Here is an 18,002-nt window from a genome sequence, read left to right as displayed (position 1 = left end):
CGGTGCAAAGCATGCGTAAACCAATTATCGCAGGTAACTGGAAAATGAATAAAACTCTATCTGAAGCAGTTAGCTTCGTAGAGGAAGTAAAAGGTCAAATCCCAGCAGCTACAGCTGTTGATGCAGTAGTTTGCTCTCCAGCTCTTTTCTTAGAGCGTCTTGTAGCAGCAACTGAAGGAACTGACTTAAAAGTAGGTGCACAAAACATGCACTTCGAAAAAAATGGTGCATTCACTGGCGAAATTAGCCCAGTAGCACTTAGCGACTTAAAAGTGAGCTACGTAGTACTTGGCCACTCTGAGCGTCGTGAAATGTTTGCTGAAACAGACGAAACAGTAAACAAAAAGACACTAGCAGCATTTGAACATGGTTTAACACCAATCGTTTGCTGTGGTGAAACATTAGAAGAACGCGAAAGCGGAAAAACATTTGATCTTGTAGCAGGTCAAGTAACAAAAGCACTAGCAGGCTTAACAGAAGAGCAAGTAAAAGTAACTGTTATCGCATATGAGCCAATCTGGGCTATCGGTACTGGTAAATCTTCTTCTTCTGCAGATGCAAACGAAGTATGTGCACACATCCGTAAAGTTGTTGCTGAAGCTGTTTCTTCGGAAGCTGCAGAAGCAGTTCGTATTCAATACGGCGGTAGCGTAAAACCAGAAAACATTAAAGAGTACATGGCACAATCTGACATCGACGGCGCTTTAGTTGGCGGTGCAAGCTTAGAGCCAGCTTCCTTCTTAGGTCTTCTGGGGGCGGTAAAATGAGAAAGCCAACAGCTTTAATTATTCTTGATGGTTTCGGACTACGTGAAGAAACTTACGGGAATGCTGTAGCACAAGCGAAAAAACCTAATTTTGATCGTTTCTGGAACCAATACCCTCATACAACGCTTACAGCGTGCGGTGAAGCGGTAGGTCTTCCGGAAGGTCAAATGGGTAACTCTGAGGTAGGTCACTTAAATATTGGTGCCGGCCGCACTGTATATCAAAGTTTAACACGTGTTAACGTTGCAATTCGTGAAGGTGAGTTCGATAAGAACGAAACATTCAAAAATGCAATTAAACACGTAAAAGAAAAAGGTACAGCTCTTCATTTATTTGGTTTACTTTCTGATGGTGGTGTGCATAGTCACATGAACCATATGTTTGCTCTGCTTCGCTTAGCTGCAAAAGAAGGCGTGGAGAAAGTATACATCCATGCATTCTTAGACGGCCGCGATGTTGGACCACAAACAGCAAAAGGTTATATCGATGCAACAAATGAAGTGATTAAAGAAACAGGAGTAGGACAATTCGCGACAATCTCTGGTCGTTATTACTCCATGGACCGTGACAAACGCTGGGATCGCGTTGAAAAATGTTATCGTGCTATGGTGAATGGTGAAGGCCCTACTTACAAAACAGCATATGAGTGTGTAGATGATTCATATGCAAACGGGATCTATGATGAATTCGTATTGCCATCTGTAATGGTAAATGAAGATAACACGCCAGTTGCAACAATCAATGATGATGATGCAGTTATCTTCTATAACTTCCGTCCAGACCGCGCAATTCAAATTGCACGTGTATTTACAAACGAAGACTTCCGTGAGTTCGATCGTGGTGAAAAAGTACCTCACATTCCAGAATTCGTTTGTATGACACACTTTAGTGAAACAGTAAAAGGTTACGTGGCATTCAAGCCAATGAACTTGGATAATACGTTAGGTGAAGTTGTTGCGCAAGCGGGATTAAAACAACTTCGCATCGCGGAAACTGAAAAGTATCCGCACGTTACATTCTTCTTTAGCGGTGGTCGTGAGGCTGAATTCCCAGGAGAAGAGCGTATCTTAATTAACTCACCAAAAGTCGCAACATACGACTTGAAACCTGAAATGAGCATTTATGAAGTAACAGATGCTCTTGTAAATGAAATTGAAAATGATAAACATGATGTTATCATTTTAAACTTTGCAAACTGTGATATGGTTGGCCATTCTGGGATGATGGAACCAACAATTAAAGCAGTAGAAGCAACTGACGAATGTTTAGGAAAAGTTGTAGAAGCGATTCTTGCAAAAGATGGTGTAGCACTTATTACTGCTGACCATGGTAATGCTGATCAGGAGTTAACTTCTGACGGTGGGCCAATGACTGCTCATACAACAAACCCGGTTCCTTTCATCGTTACAAAAGAAGATGTACAGCTTCGTGAAGGCGGTATTTTAGGAGATATCGCTCCAACAATGCTTACACTTTTAGATGTTGAACAACCGAAAGAAATGACAGGTAAAACAATTATTAAATAATTTAATTACACATATAAAAGGAGAGAAATATTATGCCATCAATTATTGATATTTATGCTCGCGAAGTACTAGATTCTCGTGGTAACCCAACTGTAGAAGTAGAAGTATACACAGAAAGCGGCGCATTCGGACGCGCACTAGTACCAAGTGGTGCATCTACTGGTGAATACGAAGCAGTAGAATTACGTGACGGTGACAAATCTCGTTACTTAGGTAAAGGTGTTCTTAACGCAGTAAATAACGTAAACGAAATTATCGCTCCAGAAATCGTTGGTTTTGACGTAACTGACCAAGCTGGAATTGACCGTGCTATGATCGAATTAGACGGAACTCCAAACAAAGGTAAATTAGGCGCTAACGCAATTCTTGGTGTATCTATGGCAGCAGCTCATGCAGCAGCTGACTTCGTAGGTCTTCCATTATACCGTTACCTTGGTGGATTCAATGCAAAACAATTACCAACTCCAATGATGAACATCATCAACGGTGGTTCTCACGCTGACAACAACGTAGACTTCCAAGAGTTCATGATCTTACCAGTTGGTGCTCCATCATTCAAAGAAGCAATCCGTATGGGTGCTGAAGTATTCCATGCATTAAAAGCTGTATTACATGACAAAGGTCTTAATACTGCAGTAGGTGACGAAGGTGGATTCGCTCCAAACCTTGGTTCTAACCGTGAAGCATTAGAAGTAATCATCGAAGCAATCGAAAAAGCTGGTTACAAAGCTGGCGAGAACGTATTCTTAGGAATGGACGTTGCTTCTTCTGAGTTCTACAACAAAGAAACTGGTAAATATGACCTTGCAGGCGAAGGCCGTGTCCTAACTTCTGCAGAAATGGTTGATTTCTACGAAGGTCTTTGCAACGACTTCCCAATCATCTCTATCGAAGATGGTTTAGACGAAAACGACTGGGATGGCCACAAGTTATTAACTGACCGTCTTGGCAAAAAAGTTCAATTAGTTGGTGACGATTTATTCGTAACTAACACTCAAAAACTTGCTGAAGGTATCGAAAAAGGTATCTCTAACTCAATCTTAATTAAAGTTAACCAAATCGGTACTTTAACTGAGACTTTCGAAGCAATCGAAATGGCTAAACGTGCTGGTTACACAGCAGTTGTATCTCACCGTTCTGGTGAAACTGAAGATGCTACAATCGCTGACATCGCAGTTGCAACTAACGCTGGCCAAATCAAAACTGGTTCTATGAGCCGTACTGACCGTATTGCGAAATACAACCAATTATTACGCATCGAAGACGAACTAGGCGAAATCGCTGTTTACGATGGTTTAAAATCTTTCTACAACCTTAAAAAATAATTTAAACATGGTTTCTAACCGTTTAAATTGAGTAATAAAAAACCTCCTATCATGATAGGAGGTTTTTTGTATATTTGTAATGAATGTGAGTCAATAAGAGGCATGAATATACCGTTTATTTGCATAGTTTAATAAAAGAATCAAATATAATGGACCTATGACATGTAAAATGATACGAATAGAAAATGTTTACATCAAGAGGAGGAATAGGTTCGTGAGAATAGTTAAACTGAGTACAGCAATAGATAATGAAGAGTCTAATGAAATTACAGAATGGTTAGAAAAATATATTTTTCCAATTGATTTTCTGGAAGACTGCTACTTTGGTGTAAATACTATTTTATATTCAGTCAATTTAGCCAAACATCATACAACATTCTATTCAATTGTCCACAACTCCAAACCCGCCACTTTTTCTCCAGATGAGTTAAATACAGCTATATTGGAAGGGTGTAGAAAAACAGGACTAAATGAAGGGTGTTACTATTTTAACGTTAATGTTCACGATAATATTGCAAGGGAAGTAGAAGGTATTGGGACATATAGCTTAAAGAGAGCAGACAAGAGCTACGCGCTATTTCCGTTGTATTACCTATTAACAGAAAACAGCGCAGTTGAAGGAGGGACAAGTTATACGGGGCTTATTGGAAGAAATAAAGATTGGATGCTAACAATTGAATTTGAGAAGGAGATAATCTTTAGAGTACATGGAAGTAAAGAATTTTGTGATGTAGTATATCATGCACTATATAAAATATAAATAAAAATAGAGTGATTTTTTATTGCCTGAAGAAGAACACTAAGTAACGTCTTAGTGTTTTTTTATGCTTTCTTTTGGACAAGGTTTTGATCATATCCTCTTTATTAAGGACAAGATTATAGGGATATTGTGAACTCGATTAATATATTTAAAGAGGTCTATCCACATTGGGATGTTGCACATTTATATATTTTGAGAACATATCCACTTTGATGGTGAGTTCTTTCCTAGAATAGCAAATCCTAAAATTCAGAAAATATAAACTTTTTATATTAGGTCAATGTTTTTGACTTAAATTTCACTCGGAAACGCAGTCATATCAACGTTGTAAGCGCATAACATATACCGTTTTCTTTGTCAAGTTGATAAATTGCAGGTTTTTACAATTTATACTATGATAAGGAAGCTAACAGAAGATCGTATATATTATGAAGGATGATGGAGCATGAAATTTACAAAGATTATTGTCCAAGTTGCAGCTCTTTATGTGTTTTACATGATTGGGACATGGGTGCAAGAGATGTTACAGATTCCAATTCCGGGGAGTTTAATCGGAATGTTTCTATTACTTGTCTTACTAGGACTAAAAGTCCTTCCTGTGAAATGGTTCGACTTAGGCGCAGAAACGCTCGTTGCTCTTATGCCGTTTTTATTAATTCCACCGACGATTGGTTTAATGAATTACGGTGCTTTTTTTATGAGTAAAGGAATTTCCCTTTTCATTACTATTGTTGCAAGCACATTTTTAATTATTATCGTAGCAGGACATACAGGACAGTATCTTGCGAATAGAAAGGAAAAAGAAGTGAAATGAGTAATATAATAATCGGAATTGGTTGGATTATTCTTACAGTCTTACTATATCAATTATCTAAGAAAATTTATCAATGGCTACCAACACCGTTTACAGTTCCAATGCTTGTAGCAACAGCATTGATGATTGTTTTATTATTAGTGTTAGATATACCATATCAGCAGTATATGCAAAGTGGTGGTGGCTGGATTGCTAAATTGCTTGGTCCAGGTGTTGTAGCATTTGCAATTCCTCTTTATAAACAACGTGAAGTTTTAAAAAAATATGTTGTACCGATTGCTGGGGGCGTGCTAGTTGGAACAACAGTTGCAATTGCAAGTGACTTGGTTATTGCGACACTTATGGGAACAGATAAAAGTTTAATTTTATCTTCATTACCTAAATCAGTGACAATGCCAGTTGCGATGAGTGTATCGGAACAAGTAGGTGGTATTCCTTCATTAACCGCAGCGTTCGTTGTTGTGGCTGGGGTTACAGGAACAATTACAGGGCCGCTTTTACTAAAATGGAGCCGTGTAACAAATTCTGTTGGTAAAGGAATCGGTTTTGGCTGTGCTTCTCATATTATGGGCGTTATGCGTGCAATGAAAAATAATGAGCATGAAGGTGTGATTGGATCGGTAACAATGACATTGACAGCTATATTAACATGCCTGCTCGGTCCATTATTCGCAACATTTTTTATGTAAGATGATGAAATGATTAAGAATAAGAGTTACATGAACGGCTCTCGCTTTTCTATAGGATTTATGCTACATTTAAAATAACTGAATTCTTGTAGGAGGTACGCCAAGTGCATACGTTATTATCAGTTTTACTTATTACCGTATCGATTTTATTAATTGTGCTTGTACTTATGCAATCTAGTAATAGTTCAGGTCTTTCTGGTGCAATTTCAGGTGGTGCGGAGCAGTTATTTGGTAAGCAAAAAGCACGCGGGATTGAAGCAGTCTTAAACCGCATTACAATTGTTCTTGCTGTATTATTTTTCGCATTAACAATTGGGGTTACGTACTTGAACATATAAGTTAAGGCTTTGCTTTTTAAAAGATATGAAAAAAGAAGAAGCGTTAGCACATTTGTGTTAATGGTTCTTCTTTTTTTGTATTCATGTTTAATTTTATTATGTGAAAAAAGTTTCTAATTAGATTATGGAAATGGAACTATGGTAAACTAAGGATAGAAACAATACGACTAGATTACACGAGAGAGAAAGAGGAGAAGAAGATGAAATTAGCATCTCCAAAACCATTTACGTTTGAAGGTGGAGACCGTGCTGTTTTATTACTACATGGATTTACTGGAAACTCAGCTGATGTACGTATGCTCGGGCGTTACTTAGAGAAAAAAGGCTACACTTGCCACGCCCCGATTTATAAAGGTCATGGTGTGCCTCCAGAACAGCTTGTTCATACAGGTCCCGAAGACTGGTGGAAAGACGTGATGGCTGCATATCAACATTTAAAAGATCAAGGATATGAGAAAATTGCTGCTGTTGGATTATCACTTGGTGGTGTATTCTCTTTAAAACTTGCTTATACGATGCCCATTTTAGGTGTTGTACCAATGTGTGCCCCTATGTACATTAAGAGCGAAGAAATTATGTATCAGGGTATATTGGCGTATGCACGTGAGTACAAAAAGCGTGAGCAAAAATCACCAGAGAAAATTAACGCAGAGATGCTTGAATTCAAACAGACACCGATGAATACATTGAAAGCACTGCAGGAATTAATTCGTGACGTGCGCAATAATATCGATATGATTTATGCGCCAACATTTGTTGTACAAGCACGCCATGACGAAATGATTAATACAGATAGTGCAAATATCATTTATAACGGTGTTGAATCAAGCTTAAAAGAAATCAAATGGTATGAAGACTCTACGCATGTTATTACGCTTGATAAACAGCGTGATGAGCTACACGAAGATGTATATGACTTCTTGGAGCAACTAGATTGGTAAGATCTAGTTGCCTCTTTTTTTCATAGGAAAAAAAGGACGTAAAACCATTCTTTTGTGGGTGGTGGAGAGCGTCCGACCATGGATAGAGGCGGTCAGGGCCTTTTTTAGTCCCATGCCAAGTGAAAACAAAAGGAGAAAATGAGTGGAGATCTTCTTTTATTTTCATAGCCGCGACTTAGGTATCAGTAAATCGAAATGGATTTATATAGAAATAAACTTTTAAGATGAGAATGAAGCAGCAGAATAAATGATGAAAAACAAGGGTTTATGGAAGTTTCACTTTATACATATGCCGTATTTCGGATACACTAAATAATATAAGGGTTTAAAGGAGGTATTTGTGCTTGGAAGAAATTATTCAAGAACATATTGATAAGTTGTTGTTATTCATGAAAGAAGAAGCGTATAAGCCACTGACGATACAAGAGTTAGAAGAAGCTTTTGGTATTCAAGATTCAGCTGGTTTTAAAGACTTTGTAAAGGCACTAGTTATGATGGAGGAAAAAGGGTTCGTTGTTCGTACACGTAGCAATCGTTACGGTCTTCCGGAAAAGATGAATTTGATGCGTGGTAAAGTAATTGGACATGCACGTGGGTTTGCGTTTGTTGTACCAGAAGAAAAAAAGACAGATGATATTTTCATTCCGCCGACAGAATTAAACGGTGCACTGCACGGTGATACAGTGTTAGCTCGCGTTAATTCACAATCGAGTGGTTCTCGCCAAGAAGGTACGATTATTCGCATTATAGAGCGTGGCACAACAGAATTGGTCGGTACATATACAGAGTCTAAAAATTTCGGGTTTGTCCTTCCTGATAATAAGCGATGGACAAGTGACATTTTTGTCCCGAAAAGTGCTTCTATGGGTGCGGTAGATGGTCATAAAGTAGTTGTGAAAATCACAAGTTATCCGCAAGATCGTTTAAGTGCGGAAGGTGAAGTCATTCAAATTCTCGGCCATAAAAATGATCCAGGTGTAGATATTCTATCTGTGATTCACAAGCATCACTTACCATTAGCCTTCCCAGAAGATGTAATGGAGCACGCAAACAGTGTACCAGAAACAATTTCAGAAGAAGATTTAAAAGATCGTCGTGATTTACGTGATGAAGTCATTGTTACAATTGATGGTGCAGATGCCAAAGATTTAGATGATGCGGTAACGGTAACGAAGCTTGAGAACGGTAACTATAAGCTTGGCGTTCATATTGCGGACGTGAGTCATTATGTGACGGAAGGATCTCCAATTGATCGTGAAGCTGCGGAGAGAGCGACGAGTGTGTATCTTGTTGATCGTGTAATTCCAATGATTCCACATCGTTTATCAAACGGAATCTGTTCGTTAAATCCGAAAGTAGATCGTCTAACACTTTCTTGTGAAATGGAAATTAACCATCTCGGTGATGTTGTCAATCATGAGATTTTCCAAAGTGTTATTAAAACAACAGAGCGTATGACATACTCTGATGTAAGAAGCATTTTAGAGGATGAAGATGAAGCGTTATTGAAGCGCTACGAGCCACTTGTGCCGATGTTCCAAGAGATGGGTAAGTTAGCATCAATCTTACGCGAAAAACGCATGAGACGCGGTGCAATCGACTTTGACTTCAAAGAAGCAAAAGTATTAGTAGATGAAGATGGAAAACCAACAGACGTTGTTATGCGTGATCGTTCTGTAGCTGAAAAGTTAATTGAAGAATTCATGCTTGTTGCTAATGAAACAGTGGCAGAACATTTCCACTGGATGAACGTGCCGTTTATGTATCGTGTTCATGAAGATCCGAAAGAAGATAAACTAGAACGTTTCTTCGAGTTTGTAACAAACTTTGGTTATGCGGTGAAAGGGCGTGCGAATGAAGTACATCCTCGTGCTCTGCAACAAATTCTTGAAATGGTACAAGGGCAGCCAGAAGAAGTGGTGATTTCAACAGTTATGCTTCGTTCTATGAAGCAAGCTCGTTATGACGCGGATAGCCTAGGCCATTTCGGTTTATCAACAGAATTCTATACGCACTTCACTTCACCAATTCGTCGTTATCCAGATTCAATTGTGCATAGATTAATCCGCACGTATATCATTAACGGTAAAGTAGATAACGAAACGCAAGCGAAATGGCGTGAAAATTTACCGGACATCGCTGAGCATTCCTCTAATATGGAGCGCCGTGCTGTTGAAGCAGAACGTGAAACAGATGAACTGAAAAAAGCAGAATATATGCTTGATAAGATTGGTGAAGAGTACGACGGTATGATTAGCTCTGTCACAAACTTTGGTTTATTTGTCGAACTGCCAAATACAATTGAAGGTCTTGTCCATGTTAGTTATTTAACAGATGATTATTATCGCTATGATGAGAAGCATTTTGCGATGATTGGTGAGCGTACAGGTAACATCTTCCGCATCGGTGACGAAATTACGATTCGCGTTGTCAATGTCAACAAAGAAGAGCGTGCAATCGACTTTGAAATCGTTGGCATGAAAGGCAGTGTGAAACGTAAATATAAAGATCGTCCGGTTGTCATTGAACAGCCAAAAGGCGGCAGAAGGAAACGTAACGGACGCAGCGACGAACGTAACGAAGGGCGCGGCAGTGGACGCAGTGGTGGACGTAATAATGAACGCGGTGGTCAAGGAAATGGATCATCTGGTCGCCCAGCGCAAAAAGATGGCAAGAAGAAAAAGCCATTCTTTGAGAATGTACCAGGATTTAAGAAGAAAAAGAAAAAGCGTAAGTAAGAAGATGGTGGCTTCGTTTTAATTACAGGCGGGCCACTTTCGCTTTTTATGGGATCCAGCTCCAGTGGCTAGAATGTTTGGTGGCTTCGCTTCTGACTTAGAGGCAAAGAGCGCCTCTAAGTTAGAAGCTCCATCCCCCTCACATTCTGAGCGAGCCACTTCCGCTTTTCATTATCTTTTGTTACAATAGTAAAAATAGAGGAGGGACAGATAATGCCAAAAGGTAGCGGTAAGGTTATTGCACAGAATAAAAAAGCATTTCATGATTATTTCATTGAAGAAACATACGAAGCAGGGCTTGTCCTTCAAGGAACGGAAATTAAGGCAATTCGCGCTGGGCGTGTTAACTTAAAGGATGCGTTCGCACGTGTGCAAAATGGTGAAGTATGGGTGCACAATATGCACATTAGTCCATATGAACAAGGGAATCGTTTCAATCACGATCCGCTTCGCACAAGAAAGTTACTTCTTCATAAAAAAGAAATCGAAAAGCTTATGGGTTATTCAAAAGAGACAGGTTATTCGTTAGTTCCAGTTAGAATCTATTTGAAAAATGGATTTGCGAAAATGGCACTTGGTTTAGCAAAAGGTAAGAAACAATATGATAAGCGCCATGATTTAAAAGAGAAAGAAGCAAAACGTGAAATTGCACGTGCATTCCGCGATCGTCAAAAAATGTAATACAGAAATTTACATTTGTAAAACGACGAACGTATGCTATAATAATTCTTGTAAGGTCAGTTGAACTTTGAAAAACAGCTCATTAGTAGCTATCACGAATACTTCTTCGTGCGCTCCATTTCTATCATGGGGACGTTACGGATTCGACAGGGATAGTTCGAGCTTAAGTTGCGAGTCGAGGGGATCGGCCTCGTTAAAACGTCACAGCCAATAACTGGCAAACAAAACAATCTTTCTTTAGCTGCTTAATTGCACTAAAGGTTCCTCCCTCCATCGCTCATGTGGTAGGGTAAGGGACTCAAACTAAGTGAGCTACGCCGGAGTTCGCCGTCTGAGGGCGAAGGAAGAGAATAATCAGACTAGCAATTCAGAAGCCTGTCGATAGGCCGAAGAGTTCGCGAAATGCCAATATATCGACTACACTCGTAGAAGCTTAAGTGCCGATATTTTTGGACGTGGGTTCGACTCCCACCGTCTCCACCAATACATATTTGGTGGTTTTTTTATTTTTGTGTGATTTGAACCATAACTTTGCCGAAATGGCAAGGTTATGGTTCTTTTTGTTTTTTGGCAAAGTTATGGTTCCAAAAATAGAGTATATGTATACTGATAATAAAGTTATTTAATTTTAGCTCAAACAACTTTAGAAGCTTTCTGTAGCTTTATAAAAAAGATTGATCATATTAAAAAAAGTTCGATTATTTAAAATAAAGATTGATAATTTATAATAAAGTTTGTTTAAAAATCCTGTTTTTTTCTACAGGATTTTTTTCTTTAACTATAGAAGCAGGATAGTTGAATAAGAACGTGTTAAAAATAAAAGACATACAAGGTGCTTATAAATTTAACTTGATCCCCATTGAGGATTGATGCACTTTTTTGTTGAAATTCAGTTTATATTTCTGTAATGGTTCAAAATTACAATTATGTGACTTTAACTTGTTAAGATTGCATAATACGGTTCCTTTATCATGTAACTTTACAGTTGCCTATTGTTGACGGCAACCATATGGTTGCTTATACTTGATATATGAATTGGGACAAAGACGCTATATTCAAAGCACTTGGCGACTCGACTCGGCGGCTTATATTAGACGAACTATCCGAACGCAACGAGCTGACGTTGTATGAACTTACGGCACGTCTTATTATGAAGCACGACCTTTCCATTTCGCGACAGGCGATCGCTAAACATCTTACTACATTGGAAGATGCAGGGCTCGTAAAATCAATGCGAAAGGGAAAATATCGAGTACTTATGTTTAACAACGAACCACTTAAAAACTTACTGAAAGGATGGATAGAGTAATTTTATAATATCGTAACAGGACTTTCTGACGAATGTGTGGGTTGTTTTGCGTGAAACCAGACTGTTAGTACAGCACTATGCGTCACAAATAAAAAGGGAGGCAAACACAATATGAAAATCGTTGTTACTAGTATATTCGTACAAGATCAAGACAAGGCACTGGAGTTTTATTCAGAAAAGCTAGGGTTTGTAAAAAAGGAGGACGTTCCCGTAGGAAAATTTAGGTGGATAACGCTTGTTTCTCCTGATGATCAGGGCGGTACTGAGCTTTTACTCGAACCGAATGAACATCCTGCCGCAAAAGAGTATCAAAAGAAAATATTTGCTGAAGGCATCCCAGCAACAATGTTTGGTGTTACAGATATTCATAAAGAGTACGAACGATTATTGGAAAAAGGCGTGAAGTTTACTATAGAGCCGACAAAAATGGGCGAAGTCACAATAGCTGTCTTTGACGATACATGCGGCAACTTTATTCAGATAGTGCAGAAGTAACTTCATGACGAAGTAACCTAGTACTAAACGAATTTATTGGCAAGTTTTAAGTTAGGTGAAGTGTTTTTTATCATAAAATAAAAACACTTATGTTAACTCTGTCCTACTTTTAGGATGGGGTTATATGTTTATAAGGTCTAAAATTAAATGAGGTTGTTATCATTCCACAATGGAAATGTAACATTGTGAATATGTTCACTTCAACTTACGACCCCGTTAGTTGAACAAGGAACATCAAAATAATCAAACTTTTTTATAAAAAGTAGTTCCTAAACTAGAAGGAAGCCATTGTTTTGATCAATCTTTTTTTCAAAACACGCTCTTTTCTATGATCGTTTATCAAGGTTATTAGTATCAATTTGATCAAACTTTATTTTAAAGCAACACTTTCTAAAGTTGTTTGAAAAATCTAGTTGTATCATAGAAAATGAATTTCTAAATTAATAACAAGCTTATTTAATTCAAGAGCTAACAAACGCGAATTACTCTTCTTGTTAAGTGACAAAAAAAATAATAAAGTTGTTAAAAAAATGCAGGTCATCCTATTCCACAATCGGGCCATATTGTTGAAGATGAACTGGGAATAAAAATCAGAATACATAGTTAAGGAAACAATATTTAAGGTCAAGGTAACAGATGATCCTGGAAGAAATTTTGAGATGATTAAAAAGTATTTACAATAAATCAGCTTTGCATGAAATTTTCATTTTTAAGGAAGTGGATGGATGGATTTATTAACTTTTACTGAGGAATTTTTTAATTATGTAAGGAAGTTTTTACTTTTAAGATTTACACTATTTGCTTTGGTTCTCATGACCTTTTCCTTTGTCATAAACCGTATTATTGATTGGTTCTTTAGGAAGTCAAGTTTTTTTGATGAAGAAGTAGAACAGACGATTCAAAGTGTAATTCGATCAATTTTTAGGTATGGAATTATGATCAGCCTTGTTATTTATCTAATTAGTCAATTTGTAGATATAAAAGGTATTCTTGCAGGTGCAGGGATTGCCGGAGTTATCGTCGGTTTTGCTGCACAACAGATGCTAAAAGATGTTATATTAGGGTTCGCAAGATTAACGGACAAAGAGTTTCGTGTCGGCGATTTTGTTACTTTTAACGGAACAAGTTCAGGTACCATTGAGGAAATCAGTATTCGCTTTATGCAAATTCGTGAATGGTCGGGAAAACTCCTTACCATCCCACATGGAGAGATTAGAACGATACAAAATTTTAAAAAAGGCTGGATGCGGGTTATTGAACGGATTACGGTAAGTTATCAGGAAGATCCTACAAGAATAAAGGAATTGTTAGAAAAAGTAAGTGTTATCTGCAATGAAAAATTGGATCAAAGCCTATATAGGATAGAGGACGAGGCTGTTGAACCATTTCAATATATTGGTATTACAGACTTAAATCCAAACCTTAAATATGTTGGGTACGAATTTTGTATTGTAGGCTTGGTTAAACCTGAAGAGTATTTTGAAACTTCCAGGCAAGTAAGGTTTGTACTAATGTCTATATTCCATAAGAATCAAGTACAAATGCCAACAGCGAACATGTTCGTTCATACTGAAAAATTACAGGAGATTCCTGGAGAGCAGCTTTCACCAAGCAGGTAAAGAAAACTAGCTGATTGGAGGTCCTAGGTCAGTTCATGAGGCGCGATTGCAAATTATATTTAGAATTTGGGTTTGTAGACCGGCAGATTTCGATGAGCTTAAGGGTTTAAACAATATCTCCTAAAAAAAGTAACTTCCGCACTCGGGCGTAATTCTGTAGCAAGAATTGTGCTCATTTATGGTTCTTTTTGTTTGCGGCAAGCTTATAGCGCTAGCAGCATGTTTTGGAATAATGGCGATTGCTTTTGTAAAAGATGTATTGATACAAGGTGGAGTGCCATATCGGACAGCAGAAAAAATTGGTGTTGAACAATTATCAATGTATGCTGTTCATTTCTTGCTATTTGAAGAATTGTAAATAATAGAAGAAAGACGTTTTAAGATCTATTGTCTTATGAACGTCCTTTTTTCGGTAATATAATATTGAATGATGTCCCTTTAGAAAGTTCGCTCTCAACAGAGATTGTACCATCATGAGCATGAACAAGTTTATGGACAATTGCCATTCCAAGTCCAGTGCCATCAGAGGAGGAATCAGTTGTTGTGCCACGGTAATATTGTTGAAAGAGATTTTCTATCATATGAGTGGATATGCCAACACCATTATCCATAATGTGGATCACTACATTTTCACCTTTGTCGGAAAGTCGTGTATATATATCGGTATGTTCAGGATTGTGCAAAATGGAATTCATTAGAATGTTTTGTAAAATACGTTGCATGAATTTATGATCAAATTCAACGTTAATCACAGGTGTATCCGTTTTAAAGTGCAGTTTATAGTTACTTGCTTGTGGATTATGACTAATGCTGGCAACAACCCTTTTTGTAAATTCAACTAAATCTTGATTCTTCTTGTTTAAAGGTAGCGCACCGTTAGTGTTATTGAGTCGTAATACGAGGCTTAAGTCTTGAATTAATTCTTCCATATGTTTTCCTTTATCGTCAATTTCTTGAATAAAAGAATGAACCTCTTCCTTTGACCACTCATACTCATCATTCAATAAAAGCGTTGAGTAACCTTTGATATATGTTAAAGGCGTTTTTAAATCATGAGAAATACCAGCAATCCACTCTTGTTTGGCATTCTCTATTTTTTCCCTTTCTATTTCAGCAGCTTGTAATTTTACAGCTAATAATTGGAGGTGTTGAAGTACCTCCTGATACAGAAGGTAACGCATACGAAGTTTTCCTTTTTTAGTATAAATTTTTTGCAAATCTACAGGTTGCTCGTAGTTTTCTTGTGAGAGTTGATGAATCCAGGCCATTATGAATCCAATCGGACCACCAAAATACCATCCAAACAAACCAATACAAATAATTGTACTAATACCAAAAATCCAAGCCGAGAGCAAACCTTCATCATTTGTACTAAAAATGATATCAAACAGTGGAAGAATACCTTCAATAATAATGACAATGCCGAAACCAGTTGCAAGCATCCAAAAAACAAGTCCTAATGCTAAATGGAAAGTAAATCGAGTTTTTATTCGCATATAAACGCCTCATTTGGAGGGATGAGTTTATAGCCAATTCCTCGTAAATTTACAATGATTTTTGGTTTACGTGTATCATCACCAAGTTTTTTCCGTAGCTTGGATATATGGATCGTGACGGTTTTTTCTTCTCCAAAAACATCATTTCCCCATACGAATTCGTAGAGCTGAGCAGTCGTGAAAATACGATTCGGATTTTTGCAAAAGAAATGTAGTAACTCCAGCTCTTTTGCTGTGCATTCTACTGGTTGATTTTTAACTGTTAATGTTGCAGATTCAGGATTAAAAGTGAAGTAGTCATAATCGTATAAAGTGTCCTGTTGCTGTGAATTTTCATACATTTTTTGGCGACGAAGGATGACTTTTATTCGAGCAATGACTTCTAAAGGATTAAAAGGTTTTGTAATATAATCATCTCCACCTATTCCTAACCCCATTAATTTATCGAAGTCTGTAGAACGCGCGCTAATAAAAATAATAGGTGTATTTGTATGTTTTCGCATTTCCGTACATAGTTCAAATCCACTTATATCTGGGAGCATAATATCGAGCAAAATAATATCATATACTTTTTCTTTAATACGCTGTAGTGCACCTTTACCCGTTGATGCGGTGTCTATATGAATGAAGTTCTCTTTCTTTAATGTGATTTCTAGTAATTTCAATATACCAATTTCATCATCTACTGCTAATATTTTTGCAGATTCCATGTTGATCCCCCCATTTCAACCCCATCATACCAATTTATTTTCTGTATGTGTTTACTCTAATAAAAATATTACAAGCATTTTCCATAGCGTTTACTTTGATTTTACTTTCATTTATTAAGCTTATTGTAACACGGCAATATAAACGCAGGAGGGGATATGAGTGGAATCGGTTATTCAAATAAATAAGTTAAGTAAGACATTTAAGGGAACTGAAACAGTTTCTAATGTCAATATGAAAATTAACAAGGGAGAAATTTATGGGTTTTTAGGCCCGAATGGGGCTGGAAAAACAACCATTATGAAGATGATCTTAAATTTAGTAAAACCATCTTCTGGTGAAATCGTAGTATTAAATCAGCCTGTTTTACCAACATCTTATCAATATTTAAAGAAAATAGGCAGCATCATTGAATACCCAGTGTTTTATGACCGGCTAACAGCAAAGGAAAATTTAGACTTTCACTGTAAATACATTGGCTATCATGATAAAAGAGCGGTCAATGAAGCTTTGGAAATTGTCGGTCTTAAAGATGTGGAAAATAAAGAAATTCATGAATTTTCTTTAGGGATGAAGCAACGATTAGGGATTGCACGAGCGATTGTTACGAAACCGGAGATTTTAATTCTTGATGAACCTATCAATGGACTTGATCCAATCGGTATTAAAGACATTCGCGAACTTTTGTTACTTTTAAAAGAGAAATATGGAATTACCATTTTAATTTCAAGTCATATTGTTTCAGAAATTGAATCTATCGCAGATACGATTGGCATTATTAATCATGGGAAATTCATAAAAGAAGTGAAAATGGAAGAAATCAGAAAAGAAAATGTCGAATATCTTGAAATCGAAGTAGACAATTTGCAAAAAACGACACAAGTACTGGAAGGTAAATTAGGAATCAAAAAGTATGAAATAGTAGACCAGAATACGATTCGGATTTTTGACCAAGAAATTTCTCAATATCAAATCAATAAAGAATTGATTATGAATGAAGTCGTCGTAAACGGAATTGAAAAAAGACAACACAATTTAGAAGAGTACTTCTTAAACCTTATTAATGGAGGCGGTCAACATGTTTGAACTTATGAAACTAGAGTGGCAAAAACATCACTTATCTAGTTATTTTAAAGGATTAGCAATATGCATTTTGGGAATTTTCGCTGCTGTCGGTCTTATGGCAGTAGAGTCTAAAGGTGAGAGTGAGCAAATGTTTCCAGATTATGCGGGATTCATGGCTTTAACGGATATTCTTATTAGAATAACATTTATCATTTTTTCAAGTGTAATTTTATCACGTTTAGTAATTGATGAATATAAGAGCAAAACGATTCAATTAGTGTTTACCTATCCACTACAACGGAAAAAATTACTTCAAGCCAAGTTATCAATTGTCTTTGGATTTTGTTTTTTTAGCATAATTATTACTACTTTTATTATAAGTATGTTAACTTTCTTCTTAAATCCAATTATAGGATTCTTTGAAACACCTGTTAGTATGAATGAAATAATCGCTACAGTTCCAACTACTTGTATTAACGCATTTATGATGGCTGGAGTAAGCCTGATTCCTTTATATTTTGGTATGAGAAAAAAATCAACTGCTACAACAATTACTTCAGCTGTATTAATTGGATTTTTGATTAACTCAACTGTTTCTAATGGCGGTAGTTCGGTTAGTTTGTTCGAATTCATTGGAGTACCAATTGCATTCTGTCTATTTGGTCTTATAATTGGCTATCTTTCTTATCATAAAGTAGACAAAATTGATGTGGCCTAAATAAAGTGAAGGT

General features: G+C 37.0%; 18 protein-coding genes and 1 other RNA gene. 17 read left to right on the top strand and 2 right to left on the bottom strand.

Annotated elements, in window-relative coordinates; all coding sequences use genetic code 11:
- Positions 1-11 precede the first annotated feature (11 nt).
- The 15 genes from tpiA (at position 12) to QRE67_RS23790 (ending at position 14,360) form a co-directional block, all read left to right on the top strand.
- Entirely contained in the window at positions 12-767 is a 756-nt protein-coding gene (tpiA, locus tag QRE67_RS23860; RefSeq protein WP_286122634.1) for a triose-phosphate isomerase, read from the top strand.
- A complete protein-coding gene (gpmI, locus tag QRE67_RS23855; protein WP_286122633.1) occupies positions 764-2,293 on the top strand; it encodes a 2,3-bisphosphoglycerate-independent phosphoglycerate mutase in 1,530 nt (509 codons plus the stop codon). The genes tpiA and gpmI overlap by 4 nt, the downstream gene beginning before the upstream one ends.
- A 32-nt stretch (positions 2,294-2,325) precedes the next feature.
- Positions 2,326-3,618 carry a phosphopyruvate hydratase gene (eno, locus tag QRE67_RS23850; protein WP_286122632.1) on the top strand — a complete coding sequence of 431 codons (1,293 nt, stop codon included), beginning with the start codon at positions 2,326-2,328 and terminating at the stop codon, positions 3,616-3,618.
- Positions 3,619-3,832: 214 nt separating this feature from the next.
- Positions 3,833-4,378 carry a hypothetical protein gene (locus tag QRE67_RS23845; protein WP_286122631.1) on the top strand — a complete coding sequence of 182 codons (546 nt, stop codon included), beginning with the start codon at positions 3,833-3,835 and terminating at the stop codon, positions 4,376-4,378.
- A gap of 445 nt (positions 4,379-4,823) precedes the next feature.
- On the top strand, positions 4,824-5,192 hold the full coding sequence (locus QRE67_RS23840) for a CidA/LrgA family holin-like protein (RefSeq protein ID WP_286122630.1): 369 nt from the start codon (positions 4,824-4,826) through the stop codon (positions 5,190-5,192).
- Positions 5,189-5,881: an LrgB family protein gene (locus QRE67_RS23835; protein ID WP_286122629.1), complete on the top strand. Its 693-nt coding sequence runs from the start codon at positions 5,189-5,191 to the stop codon at positions 5,879-5,881. Before QRE67_RS23840 ends, QRE67_RS23835 begins: the two co-directional genes overlap by 4 nt.
- Before the next feature lie 104 nt (positions 5,882-5,985).
- The gene (secG, locus tag QRE67_RS23830) at positions 5,986-6,219 is read left to right on the top strand and encodes a preprotein translocase subunit SecG (RefSeq protein ID WP_286122628.1); all 234 of its coding nucleotides are present in this window, start codon (positions 5,986-5,988) and stop codon (positions 6,217-6,219) included.
- Positions 6,220-6,419: 200 nt separating this feature from the next.
- Complete coding sequence (locus tag QRE67_RS23825) at positions 6,420-7,160, top strand: alpha/beta hydrolase (RefSeq protein WP_286122627.1); 741 nt, start codon at positions 6,420-6,422, stop codon at positions 7,158-7,160.
- Positions 7,161-7,549: 389 nt separating this feature from the next.
- Entirely contained in the window at positions 7,550-9,898 is a 2,349-nt protein-coding gene (gene rnr, locus QRE67_RS23820; RefSeq protein WP_483298719.1) for a ribonuclease R, read from the top strand.
- 213 nt (positions 9,899-10,111) lie between these two features.
- Positions 10,112-10,579, top strand: coding sequence for an SsrA-binding protein (gene smpB, locus QRE67_RS23815; protein ID WP_286122625.1), 468 nt, complete (start codon positions 10,112-10,114; stop codon positions 10,577-10,579).
- A 128-nt stretch (positions 10,580-10,707) separates the two neighbouring features.
- Positions 10,708-11,062: a transfer-messenger RNA gene (ssrA, locus tag QRE67_RS23810) on the top strand.
- 547 nt (positions 11,063-11,609) lie between these two features.
- On the top strand, positions 11,610-11,888 hold the full coding sequence (locus QRE67_RS23805; protein WP_174099728.1) for an ArsR/SmtB family transcription factor: 279 nt from the start codon (positions 11,610-11,612) through the stop codon (positions 11,886-11,888).
- A 111-nt stretch (positions 11,889-11,999) separates the two neighbouring features.
- Positions 12,000-12,383, top strand: coding sequence for a methylglyoxalase (gene glxB, locus QRE67_RS23800; RefSeq protein WP_286122624.1), 384 nt, complete (start codon positions 12,000-12,002; stop codon positions 12,381-12,383).
- A gap of 725 nt (positions 12,384-13,108) precedes the next feature.
- Complete coding sequence (locus QRE67_RS23795; RefSeq protein ID WP_286122623.1) at positions 13,109-14,002, top strand: mechanosensitive ion channel family protein; 894 nt, start codon at positions 13,109-13,111, stop codon at positions 14,000-14,002.
- A gap of 178 nt (positions 14,003-14,180) precedes the next feature.
- On the top strand, positions 14,181-14,360 hold the full coding sequence (locus QRE67_RS23790) for a hypothetical protein (protein ID WP_286122622.1): 180 nt from the start codon (positions 14,181-14,183) through the stop codon (positions 14,358-14,360).
- A 34-nt stretch (positions 14,361-14,394) separates the two neighbouring features.
- On the opposite strand, the gene QRE67_RS23785 is transcribed toward QRE67_RS23790, so the two are convergent.
- Both QRE67_RS23785 and QRE67_RS23780 read right to left on the bottom strand, forming a co-directional pair.
- Positions 14,395-15,498: a sensor histidine kinase gene (locus QRE67_RS23785; RefSeq protein ID WP_286122621.1), complete on the bottom strand. Its 1,104-nt coding sequence runs from the start codon at positions 15,496-15,498 to the stop codon at positions 14,395-14,397.
- On the bottom strand, positions 15,489-16,208 hold the full coding sequence (locus tag QRE67_RS23780; RefSeq protein ID WP_286122620.1) for a response regulator transcription factor: 720 nt from the start codon (positions 16,206-16,208) through the stop codon (positions 15,489-15,491). Before QRE67_RS23780 ends, QRE67_RS23785 begins: the two co-directional genes overlap by 10 nt.
- 160 nt (positions 16,209-16,368) lie before the next feature.
- On the opposite strand from QRE67_RS23780, the gene QRE67_RS23775 reads away from it, so the two are divergent.
- Together QRE67_RS23775 and QRE67_RS23770 are read left to right on the top strand one after the other, a co-directional pair.
- Positions 16,369-17,292 carry an ABC transporter ATP-binding protein gene (locus tag QRE67_RS23775; protein WP_286122619.1) on the top strand — a complete coding sequence of 308 codons (924 nt, stop codon included), beginning with the start codon at positions 16,369-16,371 and terminating at the stop codon, positions 17,290-17,292.
- Complete coding sequence (locus tag QRE67_RS23770; RefSeq protein ID WP_286122618.1) at positions 17,285-17,989, top strand: ABC transporter permease; 705 nt, start codon at positions 17,285-17,287, stop codon at positions 17,987-17,989. The genes QRE67_RS23775 and QRE67_RS23770 overlap by 8 nt, the downstream gene beginning before the upstream one ends.
- Positions 17,990-18,002 lie beyond the last annotated feature (13 nt).

Source organism: Bacillus sp. DX3.1 (assembly GCF_030292155.1).
GTDB lineage: Bacteria > Bacillota > Bacilli > Bacillales > Bacillaceae_G > Bacillus_A.
This window is presented reverse-complemented; position numbering and strand designations above follow the sequence as displayed.